Source organism: Fusobacterium sp. (genome assembly GCF_019012925.1).
Taxonomy (GTDB): Bacteria; Fusobacteriota; Fusobacteriia; order Fusobacteriales; family Fusobacteriaceae; genus Fusobacterium_A.
In genome coordinates this window covers 43,891-56,189 of sequence record NZ_JAGIRL010000053.1, presented here as the reverse complement: position 1 = coordinate 56,189, position 12,299 = coordinate 43,891, and the positions used below count along the sequence as shown (strand labels likewise).

The 12,299-nt window shown below is 31.0% G+C and carries 14 protein-coding genes and 1 tRNA gene; 1 reads left to right on the top strand and 14 read right to left on the bottom strand.

Annotated elements, in window-relative coordinates; translation table 11 throughout:
• The first annotated feature begins 21 nt into the window (after positions 1-21).
• Positions 22-98: transfer RNA gene (locus QZ286_RS09950), tRNA-Met, on the top strand.
• Between the two features lie 44 nt (positions 99-142).
• Here the strand turns inward: QZ286_RS09950 and QZ286_RS09945 are convergent.
• From QZ286_RS09945 to nrdR, 14 genes are all read right to left on the bottom strand, one after another.
• A complete protein-coding gene (locus QZ286_RS09945) occupies positions 143-1,009 on the bottom strand; it encodes a DMT family transporter (protein WP_291256810.1) in 867 nt (288 codons plus the stop codon).
• A gap of 133 nt (positions 1,010-1,142) precedes the next feature.
• Entirely contained in the window at positions 1,143-1,616 is a 474-nt protein-coding gene (gene hutX / locus QZ286_RS09940; RefSeq protein WP_291256809.1) for a heme utilization cystosolic carrier protein HutX, read from the bottom strand.
• A gap of 23 nt (positions 1,617-1,639) precedes the next feature.
• Positions 1,640-2,149 carry a pyridoxamine 5'-phosphate oxidase family protein gene (locus tag QZ286_RS09935; protein ID WP_291256808.1) on the bottom strand — a complete coding sequence of 170 codons (510 nt, stop codon included), beginning with the start codon at positions 2,147-2,149 and terminating at the stop codon, positions 1,640-1,642.
• A 146-nt stretch (positions 2,150-2,295) separates the two neighbouring features.
• Positions 2,296-3,462 (bottom strand): tRNA guanosine(34) transglycosylase Tgt, encoded by a 1,167-nt coding sequence (gene tgt, locus QZ286_RS09930; protein ID WP_291256807.1) that lies wholly within the window; start codon positions 3,460-3,462, stop codon positions 2,296-2,298.
• 18 nt (positions 3,463-3,480) lie between these two features.
• A complete protein-coding gene (locus QZ286_RS09925) occupies positions 3,481-5,658 on the bottom strand; it encodes a bifunctional (p)ppGpp synthetase/guanosine-3',5'-bis(diphosphate) 3'-pyrophosphohydrolase (RefSeq protein WP_291256806.1) in 2,178 nt (725 codons plus the stop codon).
• 100 nt (positions 5,659-5,758) lie between these two features.
• Positions 5,759-6,271: an adenine phosphoribosyltransferase gene (locus tag QZ286_RS09920; RefSeq protein WP_291256805.1), complete on the bottom strand. Its 513-nt coding sequence runs from the start codon at positions 6,269-6,271 to the stop codon at positions 5,759-5,761.
• Between the two features lie 19 nt (positions 6,272-6,290).
• On the bottom strand, positions 6,291-7,121 hold the full coding sequence (locus QZ286_RS09915) for a tetratricopeptide repeat protein (RefSeq protein ID WP_291256804.1): 831 nt from the start codon (positions 7,119-7,121) through the stop codon (positions 6,291-6,293).
• Entirely contained in the window at positions 7,102-7,782 is a 681-nt protein-coding gene (locus QZ286_RS09910) for a DUF502 domain-containing protein (RefSeq protein ID WP_291256803.1), read from the bottom strand. The genes QZ286_RS09915 and QZ286_RS09910 overlap by 20 nt, the downstream gene beginning before the upstream one ends.
• Positions 7,775-9,058: a hemolysin family protein gene (locus tag QZ286_RS09905; protein WP_291256802.1), complete on the bottom strand. Its 1,284-nt coding sequence runs from the start codon at positions 9,056-9,058 to the stop codon at positions 7,775-7,777. The genes QZ286_RS09910 and QZ286_RS09905 overlap by 8 nt, the downstream gene beginning before the upstream one ends.
• Before the next feature lie 40 nt (positions 9,059-9,098).
• Positions 9,099-9,548: an acetyl-CoA carboxylase biotin carboxyl carrier protein gene (gene accB / locus QZ286_RS09900; RefSeq protein ID WP_291256801.1), complete on the bottom strand. Its 450-nt coding sequence runs from the start codon at positions 9,546-9,548 to the stop codon at positions 9,099-9,101.
• An 18-nt stretch (positions 9,549-9,566) separates the two neighbouring features.
• Positions 9,567-10,016: an ACT domain-containing protein gene (locus QZ286_RS09895; RefSeq protein WP_291256800.1), complete on the bottom strand. Its 450-nt coding sequence runs from the start codon at positions 10,014-10,016 to the stop codon at positions 9,567-9,569.
• A gap of 19 nt (positions 10,017-10,035) precedes the next feature.
• Positions 10,036-10,884, bottom strand: a complete 849-nt coding sequence (gene folD / locus QZ286_RS09890; protein WP_291256813.1) for a bifunctional methylenetetrahydrofolate dehydrogenase/methenyltetrahydrofolate cyclohydrolase FolD — start codon at positions 10,882-10,884, stop codon at positions 10,036-10,038.
• Positions 10,885-10,899: 15 nt separating this feature from the next.
• Positions 10,900-11,832 carry a methionyl-tRNA formyltransferase gene (gene fmt / locus QZ286_RS09885; protein ID WP_291256799.1) on the bottom strand — a complete coding sequence of 311 codons (933 nt, stop codon included), beginning with the start codon at positions 11,830-11,832 and terminating at the stop codon, positions 10,900-10,902.
• On the bottom strand, positions 11,833-12,297 hold the full coding sequence (gene nrdR / locus QZ286_RS09880; protein WP_291256798.1) for a transcriptional regulator NrdR: 465 nt from the start codon (positions 12,295-12,297) through the stop codon (positions 11,833-11,835).
• Between the last annotated feature and the right edge of the window lie 2 nt (positions 12,298-12,299).

Below are 12,299 nucleotides of genomic sequence, written 5' to 3'. Positions count from 1 at the left end.
GATCCCGCTTATCTCCACCATGCCTAGATAGCTCAGTTGGCTAGAGCATACGGTTCATACCCGTACGGTCGATGGTTCGAATCCATTTCTAGGCACCAGCTGTTTATTACACTCTTTCGGATGAAGGAGTGTTTTTTTATTCTCACTCCCTTCCCTTCAAATTTTGAATCATAATAGCTATAAATATCAAAAGACACCCTATTCCTACTTGTTTTGTCATTTTTTCATTTAAGTAATATATAGCAAATATAGATCCAAAAGCAGATTGTAAAGTTAAAATCAATGCTGTTCTCGTTGAAGATATATATTTTTGAACTATATTCTGTATAGCAAAAGGAATCACTGTACTCACTATAACTAAATAACCCAAAGTCCATTTTATATCTGGCAGAATAGATAGATTATATCCCTCTGTCACCCCAGTTAAAACTATAAAGAGAATAGCAGTTACTATGAATTGAAGAATTGTTAATGCTATAGGATCTGAGTCACCACTATATTTCTCTATCGCTACCATATGAGTTGCAAAAAAGAAAGAGCAACACACAGCTACTAAATCCCAAATGTTAAAGTCCACACCTTTTTCAATTGTTAAAAAACCCAGTCCAACAGTAGCTATTACTGCACTGCCTATTGTATATCTATCCAATTTTTTCTTATTTATTATCCAAGATAGAAAGGGAACAATAAGTACATATGAAGCAATTATAAAGGAAAACTTTGAAGCTGTTGTAAATCTTATACTAATTATCATAAAATAAAAAGCTAAAAACATAAAAATTCCTATTATTATCCCTCTTTTAAGATCTACTTTTTTCATATTTTTTATTTTTCCAAAATATAACAAACTCAAAAGTATAGCTGAAAAACTGAATCTAAACATCATTAAGGAGTACGGTTTTACTACTCCCAAAGTATCTTTTATCACTGCAAATGTTGTTCCCCACACCAATGCTACTACCACTAAAATTATTGAAGCTACCATTCCATTTCTTTTATTTTTTCCCATTTTTCTACCCCTAACAATATTTTATTTTAACCTCTCTCTATTATACTCTTCCAACTTAGTTTTATCAATCTTCTTCAAAAAAATAAAAAAGGAAAATCCTAAGCATATATCTTAAAATTTTCCTTTTTCTAAATTATGCTAATGAGTAAAAACAGTCTAAATACTCTTTTATTAGCTCTTTCTTTTCATCTCTAGGAACATAGATTGCAAAGATCTCTTTTTCATCCTCTCCATAGAATTTTATAGAACAACTTTTTCTACCAAACATAATATCTTCCACTAAGAATATCTCTTTTATCTTATCAACACTTAAATGTCCACCTATTGATGAATCATTGTCATGAAAATTTAGGAATCCATGAGCATAGAACCCTTTTGGAAATTTATCCTTTATCTCTAAAACAAAGTTAGGAGTTACTACTAGTAAGAAAACCTTATCCCAACCTCTTAAAATTTCAAATAACTCTTCTCTCTTTTCTACTGGATACTTTCTAACACTTGGTGAGTTTCTATAAATATCAACTAGAGATACATTTAACTCCTGTGCTATCTTTCCTAATGAAATTTTCTCATCCTTTGCTAATAACTCTGCTATTTTCTCTCTCATTATCTTTCTCCTTTTATTTATGATTATCTATGAGTTTTTTTATCTCCAGTAATCTGTGTTGCCACTCCATTTTTTAGTAGATATGCCTGTCCAAATCCCTTTACATATCTTCCATCAACTACATTTAATTTTACTAGATGGAAGTCCTCCATTTTTCTTACTATTTTAAATGTCTCTCCAACACTTTTTTCAAATAGATCCATTATCTCTTCAAATCTCTCATCTCTTGGTAAGAATTCTGCTGTTACATTGAATCTTGCTCTCTTACGTGCAATTACTGAAAGAGCTTCTTTCTCCTCTTGTAAAAACATAATCTCAAATTTTTGCTCATTCTCTGTTAAATTTGTATAGTGATCTCCTATTTCACTAATATATATATAGTGTTCTCCATCTATCTTTAGATGTGGTGCATATGTAACATCCACCTCTCCATCTTTTGATACTGTTCCTAATATTACAGATTTAAAGCTATTTACAAACTCTTCTGTTTCTTTTATTATCTCTGTTGAATCAAATTTTATTTCTCTCATCATATTTTTCACTTCTCCATTTATTTGTATTACTAAATTATTGACATTGAAATTATATTATACTTTACTAAAAAAGTCAAGTTTTATTTTAAAAAAAGAGAAAACCTTACTCCCTTTCTCAAGGTAATGGTTTTCTCCTTCAATCTCAATTATTCTCCTATTTTTTTAGGTTTTATCCATTCAGAACTTTTTCCCATATTGTAGTTCTTTATAAATTCCTCTTTAAACTCTGTAAATCTATCCTCTAAAATCGCTTTTCTTGCATCTTTCATTAATTTTAATAGGAAATATAGGTTATGGTATGTTGCAAGTCTCTGCCCTAAAATCTCCTCTGCTTTAAATAGGTGTCTTATGTATCCTCTCTTGTAGTTTCTACATACATAACAGTCACAATCCTCATCTAAAGGTCTATCATCTTCAGAGTACATAGCATTTTTTATTACCAATCTTCCATATTTTGTAAATACTGTACCATGTCTTCCTATTCTAGTTGGCTGTACACAATCCATCATATCTATTCCTGACTCTACAGCCTCTAACATATCAAGTGGCTCTCCTACTCCCATCAAGTATCTAGGCTTATCCTCTGGACACTTCTCTACAATGTAATCCAATATTCTATACATATCCTCTCTTGGTTCTCCTACAGCTAAACCACCAATAGCATATCCTGAAAAATGTTCATCCATTTCACTTAATTCATTTAAGCTCTTATCTCTTAAATCCTCATATATTCCCCCTTGAACAATTGCAAATAGCCCTTGCTCATCTGGTCTTCTATGAGCTTCTATACATCTTTTTGCCCATCTTGTAGTTCTTTCAATAGAGGGTATTATATACTCTCTTGAAGATAGTCCTGGTGGGCACTCATCAAATAGCATAACTATATCTGATCCTAAGTTATTTTGAATATTTATTGATTTTTCAGGAGTAAGAAAGTGTTTAGATCCATCTAGATGTGAACTAAATTTTACTCCCTCTTCTGTTATTTTTCTCAAAGCACCTAAACTAAATACTTGGAATCCTCCACTGTCAGTTAATATTGGTTTATTCCAATTCATAAATTTATGTAATCCTCCAAATTTAGCTACAAGCTCATCACTTGGTCTCAAATACAAATGATAAGTATTTCCAAGAATTATCTGTGATCCTATTGCTTCTAGCTCCTCTGGTGTCATAGCTTTTACTGTCGCTTGTGTTCCAACAGGCATAAATACAGGTGTCTCTATTTCACCATGAGGTGTAGTTATCTTCCCTGCTCTAGCCTTTCCTACTTTTTTTTGTAACTCATAAGTTACAGGTAATTTTTTTGTCATATTTTCTCCTATCTACTTCTACATTCTATCAACTGAGATTACATCTTTTATCTTTAAAAGATTACTCAATAAATATTTATACTCACTCTTATTTGATATCTCTATTGTTATTTGGAAATTCATATACTTTTCTCCATTTTTATGGATCTCATTACTATTTATTGTAACTAAATGTATCTTATGATTTGCTATTAGAGTTATTATATTCATTAAAATATTAGTTTTATCATAAACTAATACATTGAATGTAAACTTATACTTATTATCTTTTTGCTCTACTATTCTACTATCCCATTGAACATCTATCTCTCTTGTTGGATCTTGAGCAACCATATTTTGAAAGTTTTTACAATCTCTTCTATGTACAGTTATACCTGTCAATTTTGTAACATAACCACCGATCTCATCTCCGGGAAGCGGGGTACAACATCTAGCAAATCTTATTAAAGTATTATTAACTCCATCTATTACTATTCCATAATCATTTTTACTTGATGAAGTTTTCTCTTTTTTCTTCTCCATCAACTCATCAATATCTATATTCTCTATCTGTCTATCTTTTTCTAATTTCTTTCTCAACTTATCAATAATAATATCAATTTTACTTCTTCTCTCACCTACGTGATAATAGAATTCATCTAATGAATATATATTATTTTTTTCCATATGTTTTTTGATTATTGGATCTTCTTCCATCTCTTTTAATGATATACCTAATTTTCCTAACTCTCTCTCTAAATTTTCTCTACCATTTTTTATCGTTTGATCCCTTACCAAATCTTTTAACACTTTTTTTATCTTACTCTTAGCTCCATGGGTAACTACTATATCCAACCAATCTTTGCTTGGTCCTTTTGAGTTTTTAGAGGTTATAATCTCTACTCTATCTCCATTTTGTAGTTTATAATCCAATGTTACTATCTTACCATTTACCTTAGCTCCCACACATTTACAACCTATCTGAGTATGAACTGCAAATGCAAAATCTAATGGTGTAGCTCCATGAGGTAGTTCTGTTATATCCCCTTTTGGTGAAAATACAAAAACTGTCTCATTCATTATATCTTTAGTTACACTATCTATAAACTCCTGAGCTGTTTCAGCCTCATTTTGCAACTCTAAGATATTTCTTAGCCAACCATACACCTGATCACTCTTAGTAACCTTTGTATGCTCTTTATAGCTCCAGTGAGCTGCTATACCCTCTTCTGCTACCTTATCCATCTCTTCTGTTCTAATCTGTATCTCTATAAATTTTCCTTGTGGTCCAACTATTGTTGTGTGTATAGATTGATAGTTATTAGATTTTGGAACTGCTATATAATCTTTAAAACGTCCTGGAACAGGCTTAAAATGACTGTGTATAACCCCCAACGTGTTATAACATTCCCCCTCTGTATCCACTATTATTCTTACTCCCATCAAGTCATATATATCATCAAACTCTTTGTGCTTCTCATACATTTTTTTATATATACTATAAAAATGTTTAAATCTTCCCTTTACACTCCCTTTTATTCCAGTCTCATGTAATAAGGTTACTATTTTCTCAATAAACTCCTGTATATACTCTTCTCTCTCTTTTTTCTTAGAGTCGATTAATGACTTTATATTCATATATTCAGTTGGTTTCAAATATCTCAGAGCTAGGTCCTCTAATTCCCATTTTATCTTCGCTATTCCAAGTCTATGAGCTAGTGGAGCATATATATCCAAAGTTTCTTGAGATATAGATATCTGTTTCTCTGGCTTCATATACTTCATAGTTCTCATATTGTGTAATCTATCAGCTAATTTTATTATTATAACTCTCAGATTTTGAGCCATAGCCAAAATCATCTTTCTTATATTCTCATCTTGCTTCTTTGTACCATTGGGAAGAGTTTTTAATTTAGTTACTCCATCTACTAAAGTGGCTACTGTATCACCAAAATTATATTTGATATCTGCCAATGTTATTAGAGTATCTTCAACTATATCATGCAATATTCCTGCTACTATTGTATCTGTATCCATCTTCATATCAATTAAAATCTTAGTAACTTCAACAGGGTGCATTATATAATCTTCTCCAGATTTTCTATACTGTCCCTCATGGCTCTCCTCAGCAAAGAAAAAAGCAAGCTTTATCTTTTCTACATCTACTTTTAAATCGTTCTTCTCTATCTCTTTCAGAATCTCTTCCCAATAATTCATAAGCGTCCTCTTTTCATATAAAATTTATAAAAAAATCTAAAATAACCCCAAAATAATTAAGAGTTATTTTAGACCTTTTACCTATTATCTCATCATAATATTAATATTTCATTAATGTTAAAACAGGATAATCTTTTAATTTCTCTCTTCCTTTAAGTTCTTCCAACTCAATTAGAAAAGCAAGTCCTGCAACAACTCCTCCTAACTCCTCTACCAATTTAACAGCAGCTTCCATAGTTCCTCCTGTAGCTAATAAATCATCTACGATCAGTACTCTTTGTCCCTTTTGTATTGCATCTTTATGCATGCATAAAGTATTTGAACCATATTCTAAATCATATGAATACTCAATAACCTCTCTTGGTAATTTCTTAGGTTTTCTTACTGGTACAAATCCAATTCCCATAGCGTATGATACTGGACAACCAAATATAAACCCTCTAGCTTCTGGTCCAACTATTAAATCTACTTTTTGTTCCTTAGCAAATTTTACAATCTCATCAGTAGCAAATTTAAATGCTTCTCCATTGTTCATAAGAGGTGTTATATCTCTAAATATTATTCCTTCCTTTGGAAAATTCTCTACTTTTGCAACATATTCTTTTAAATTCATTCGCTTCACTCCAATTCTTTTAATTTAATTTACCCTCTAAATTCTTATAGTTCTCTTGAAATATATCTTTATTTCCAAGTAACTTAAGGGTATCTTTCGATTTTTTCTTATCTCCCATTTTCAAATATATCATAGATAACTGTGTTAAAACTTCGTCATCATTTCCATTTTTTACCAAGTACTCCAACAGTATCTTCTCACTCTCTTTTGGCATCTTAAAGTTTTCATTCAATACTCTAGAGTACCCAAGTATAAACTCTTTATCTTTATTTAAATATGGATAAATATTTTTTAGAAAATAAAATAACTCTCTTTTCTCATCTGCTTTTTTTAAAACATCAATATAGACGAGGGCAACTTCAGTATCATAACTCTCTAAAGAGAGATCTTTTAAGAGATTATAACTTTTTCTATAATCCCCCTCTCTGTATGCTATTAACCCTTTTATTTTTTTATAATAATCATCTCTTGGATTATAGCTAGAACCCATCATATTGATACTTTTAGCATATTTTCCATCTTCAAAATATAAAGTTACTAAATTTTTTATCAATCCTTCATCTTTAGGTTGTAATTTAAGGGCTTTTAACCAATACTCTTCAGCTTTCTGATAGTTTCCAAACTTATAATAAGTATATCCCATCTCTTTTAGAAGAATAGCATTGTTAGGATTGATCTTATAAGATTTTTGATACTCTTCCATTCCCTTCTGGTACTTTCCCTGTTGAGAGTAATTTACTCCTTTCAACAAAGAGTATTCAGCTTCTTTACTCTTTTTCAAACTACTACAACTGATAAAAGCTACTGATATTAACAATAAAAATAAAATATTAGTCAAGTTTCTCTTCAATTTCTGTGATCTCCTTTTTAGGAGGAAGTATCACCCCTCCTGATATTATTAATTTTACTGCATCATCTATCTTAATATCCAATATTTTTACATCTTTTTGTGGAACTATTATAAACATTCCAGAAGTAGGATTTGGTGATGTAGGTATAAAAATATTATATAGTTTCTCTTCACTTTGAACAGCTTCGCTTACTATGTAATTATCCTCTGAAGTTAAAAAACCTATGCTGTATATACCCTTTCTAGGATACTCTATCATTACAACTTTTTCATATGTTTTTTCTCTATCTGACATAGTAATATCAATAATTTGGCTAATTGTTGTATATACCTGTTTTATTAGTGGTATTTTTATAAATACCTCTTTTAAACTCTCTATTATTTTAGCAAAAAACATAATTTTTAATATAAATCCAACTAAACATGTACCTAAAATCATAGTGATCAATGATATTAAATACACTAACATTTGGAAATAATAATCCATATTTCTATCTTCTACAACTCTTTGAAGTAGCCCCTTTATAATTATTGTTACAAAGGAGTGCCCCAAAAGATTCATCATTATTCCAACTATCCAGTTAAAAATATATACAGTTAAAATAATTGGTAATAAAGCTATTAACCCTGCATAAAAATATGATTTTATTTTTTTAATCATCAGTTTTTTCTCCTGCATTTACCTCTATTAAAACTTTAGCTACTCTCATCTTCTCAACTTCCAAGACTTTTAGCTTCACACCTGAAATAGTGATCTCATCATTTACAACAGCTACTCTTCCCAATTCTGTTATGATTAAACCACCTAAGCTCTCATAGTCCTCTGATTCAGGTAATTTTATATTCAACTCTTTGTCCAGAGTCTCAATATCCAACATTCCATCAACTTCATAAGTATTCTCATCTATTTTGTGAATAAATTCGTCCTCTTCGTGGTCAAATTCATCACGAATCTCTCCAGTGATCTCCTCTATTAAGTCCTCTATTGTTACCAATCCAACTATTCCACCATACTCATCTAGAATAAGTGCTATATGGACCTTCATCTTTCTAAAATCTTGTAATATCTCTGTTATTGATTTTGTTTCAGGAACAAAATAACCAGGTCTTACAAAATTCTTAATAGGGACATTTGTCTCACCTTTTTTTACTATACTCAATACATCTTTTACATAGAAAACACCGATTATATTATCAATTGTCTCCTCATAAACTGGTATTCTAGAAAATCCATTCTCAATTATCTCATCCCATACTTCATCTAGAGTTTCATCCCCTTCAAAAGCTAACATTGAAGTTCTAGGAGTCATTACCTCTTTAGCAGTTGTTTCACTAAAACCTACTATGGAATGGATCATCTCCTTTTCCTCTTCCTCGATTATTCCTTCAGCTTCTCCTACATTCACAAGAGATTTTATATCTTCAGCTGTTACCATAATAGCTTGATCTTTTAAATCTATTCCCAACAATCTTGCTAGGAATTTTGAAATAAACATCAAAATCTTTATTATAGGTTTTAAAACTAAAGCTAATAAGTATATGATCCTTATAACTACACCTGCTATTTGAACTGAGTAATTCTTTGCTATAATCTTAGGAGTTATCTCTCCAAAAATTAATAGTATTACTGTCATTCCCACTGTTGCTATAGCAACTGAGGAACTAGATGTCCCTCCCATTATATTTATAGTTACAACAGTAGCTATTGAAGATGCTAGTATATTAACCACGTTATTTCCAACGAGAAGCCCTGTAAGCATCTCATTTGGATTTTTTAACCACTTTTTTAAAAGTTCAATTTTTTTTCCCTCTTTACTCTCTTCAAATTTCTCTAAATTAGTACTCCTGAAAGATGTAAGTGCCGTTTCTGATGCTGAAAAAAATCCAGACAATAGGATCAATACAATTAACAGTACTATATTTTGGTATGTGTCCAACTTTTTTTTACACTCTCCTTATTTACATTAAATTTAATAACTACTCTATTACGAATAATTTATCTCCTTTTTTTACTATCTGCCCATCTTCTACTAAAATTTTAACAACTTTACATTTTTTAGATGCTTTTACCTCATTCATCAATTTCATAGCTTCTATGATACAAAGTGTTTCTCCACTTGCCACTGTATCCCCCTCTTCAATAAAAGCTGGATTACCAGGAGCTGATGATCTATAAAAAGTCCCCACCATTGGTGCTGTGATAAACTCTTTCTCTTGAGTATCTACTACCTCTTCCTCTTCTGCTTCCTCTACCACAGCTGTATTTTGTTGAACTATTGCTGTCTGTACTGGACGAGTTTCAACTTGTACTAGTTTCTCTTTTTTCAAAACTAATTTTACCCCTTCACTCTCCAAAGCAATCTCATTCAAATTGTACTTATCTATATTATCAGCCAACTCTTTTATCGTTTTAACATCTATCTTCATCTTTTCCTCCAAAACTTTCTAGTTACTTCCTATTATTCTTAGATCTTTTACACCATCTACTTCAGATATCTTTTCCAACATACCCTCTATCTTTCTCAGTGTATTTTCAGTAGTCTGTATTGATATTGTTGATTTAGCTATTCCATCCACTGCTATATTTTGCACAATTGTCAATACATTCATATCTTCATCTGCTATGATATTTAGTATACTTGCTAGTATTCCTGGTTTATCTACTAAAGACATATGTATACTGAATACCTTCTCTTTTCCACTCTCAAAGAAAGGTTTTATATAATCTTTATACTTATAATAAGTACTTCTACTAATTCCAACCTTCTTTATTGCTTCATACTTTGATATCTTTGTATTTTGCACTAAATCATTTACCTTTATTACACTTTGAATAGAGTTTGGAAGTATTCTTTTATCTACAATATAATACTCTCTCTTTTCGTTTTTCTCCATCTTTTCTCCTTTTTTTTTTTTATATATGGTTAATTTTTTTAAAAACTCTTAAAGTATTCTGGAATAACATAGCAACTGTCATTGGTCCTACTCCTCCAGGTACAGGTGTTATATGTGAACATTTCTCACTAGCACTTACAAAATCTACATCTCCACATAGACCTTCCTCTGTTCTATTTATTCCAACATCAATTACAACAGCCCCATCTTTTAACATATCACCAGTTAAAAACTTTGCTTTTCCTATTGCTATTATAACAATATCAGCTTGTTTTGTCTTCTCTTGAAGATCTTTAGTTTTACTATTGCAGATAGTTACAGTAGCTCCTCTATTTATTAATAGACTAGCCATTGGTTTTCCTACTATGTTACTTCTTCCTATCATCACTACATCTTTTCCCTCCAAAGAGATTGAGTAGTTATCTAGGATCTCCATTATCCCTGCTGGAGTACAAGAGATTATAGCATCTTCATCATTTAGCATTAGAAGTCCTAAATTTTCAGGTTTGAATCCATCTACATCCTTTTCTAAAGCAATCTTATCTATAATCTTTTTCTCATCTATATGTTTAGGTAGAGGAAGTTGTACTAAGATACCATTTACCCTCTCATCTTTATTTAGATTTTCTATTACCTCTAATAACTCAGCTTCACTGATATCATCAGATAAAAAATGAGCAAAGCTTTCAAATCCTAGCTCTTTACAACCCTTTATCTTTGAGTTTACATATATTTTTGAAGCTGGATTATCTCCTACCAATACTATTGCTAAACCTGGAACTCTATTTGTAGCTTCCTTCAACTTGATTACATCTTCTCTAATTTTGTCCTTTATTTTTGTAGCTAACTCTTTTCCATCTAACTTTATCATTCTTCTACCTTTCTATTTCAAAATGTTGCCTATTTTTAGCATTCCACCATTTATAATATCGGCTCCACTTAATAACTTCTTATTCTCTGGTTTTACCTGTGTTAAAATAACACTTCCATTTCCAACTTTTACTACAAATCCCTTTCCTTTTTTGATGTCTACAACCTCTCCACACACTCCATTTTCATATGTTTCAAAGTTCTCCTTCACCTCATAAATTTTAAAGATTTTCTCTTCACAAGTTGTAAATGCTGTTGGGAAAGGATTCATTCCTCTTACAAAATTGAATATCTCTCTTTCACTTCTAGACCAATCTATTCTACAATCCTCTTTTGAGAAAGGTCTTACAAAAGTTGCCTCTGAATGATTTTGCACTGTTCTTGGTGCTTCCTCTTTCTCTATCAATTTAACTGCCTCAAGTAGTCCTTTAGCTCCAAGATCTTTCAATCTATCATGTAGAGTTAAGAAAGTATCTTCATCTGTTATCTCAGTTTTTACTGTAAGTATAACATCACCTGCATCTAGCTCCTCAGCTATATACATGATACTCACTCCACTCTCTTTCTCCCCATGTATAATTGCTGCATTAATTGGAGCAGCTCCTCTGTATTTAGGTAATAATGAAGAGTGTACATTTATAACTCCATATTTTGGCATATCAATTATCTCTTTTGGTAATATTTTACCATAAGCCACAACTACAATTAAATCTGGATTTAACTCTCTTATCAAGTCCTGAGTCTCTTTACTCTTTAATGTTGTTGGTTGAAATACAGGGATATTGTGCTCTAATGCATACTCTTTAACTGGAGTAAACTTGATCTTTTTCCCTCTCATATTTGGCTTATCTACTTTTGTAAATGCTCCTACTATATCATACTCAGAATTTAGTATCTCAAAAGATGGGACTGCAAATTCTGGTGTTCCCATAAATAATATTCTCATCTATTTTTCCTTTCTATCCTTACTTATCTTCTCTACTAATTCAATGAAAGACTCTATATCTTTAAACTCTTTATATACTGAAACAAATCTAACATAGGCTACTTCATCTATTTTTAATAGCTTTTCCATAACCAGCTCTCCTAGTTCACTGCTAGTTATCTCATTTTTTAAAGAGTTTTGAATAGATTTCTCTATCTCCAACACAAATGTTTCAATCTCTTCTCTACTTATATTTCTCTTAATCGTAGCTCTTGTCAAGCCTTTTAATAGTTTTTCTCTATCAAATTTCTCTCTTCTTTTATCTTTTTTTACGATATATATGGGGATCTCCTCTATTTTCTCATAAGTTGTAAATCTTTTTTCACAATTTATGCATTCACGACGTCTTTTTATTGAGAATCCCTCCATAAATGCACGACTATCTATTACTTTAGTATCCTCTGATCCACAAAATGGACATCTCATAT

Coding starts and splice junctions, on each gene's coding strand:
- QZ286_RS09945 (WP_291256810.1), bottom strand. CDS start 1,009: ATGGGAAAAAATAAAAGAAATGGAATGGTAGCTTCAATAATTTTAGTG.
- hutX (WP_291256809.1), bottom strand. CDS start 1,616: ATGAGAGAGAAAATAGCAGAGTTATTAGCAAAGGATGAGAAAATTTCA.
- QZ286_RS09935 (WP_291256808.1), bottom strand. CDS start 2,149: ATGATGAGAGAAATAAAATTTGATTCAACAGAGATAATAAAAGAAACA.
- tgt (WP_291256807.1), bottom strand. CDS start 3,462: ATGACAAAAAAATTACCTGTAACTTATGAGTTACAAAAAAAAGTAGGA.
- QZ286_RS09925 (WP_291256806.1), bottom strand. CDS start 5,658: ATGAATTATTGGGAAGAGATTCTGAAAGAGATAGAGAAGAACGATTTA.
- QZ286_RS09920 (WP_291256805.1), bottom strand. CDS start 6,271: ATGAATTTAAAAGAATATGTTGCAAAAGTAGAGAATTTTCCAAAGGAA.
- QZ286_RS09910 (WP_291256803.1), bottom strand. CDS start 7,782: ATGATTAAAAAAATAAAATCATATTTTTATGCAGGGTTAATAGCTTTA.
- accB (WP_291256801.1), bottom strand. CDS start 9,548: ATGAAGATAGATGTTAAAACGATAAAAGAGTTGGCTGATAATATAGAT.
- QZ286_RS09895 (WP_291256800.1), bottom strand. CDS start 10,016: ATGGAGAAAAACGAAAAGAGAGAGTATTATATTGTAGATAAAAGAATA.
- fmt (WP_291256799.1), bottom strand. CDS start 11,832: ATGAGAATATTATTTATGGGAACACCAGAATTTGCAGTCCCATCTTTT.
- nrdR (WP_291256798.1), bottom strand. CDS start 12,297: ATGAGATGTCCATTTTGTGGATCAGAGGATACTAAAGTAATAGATAGT.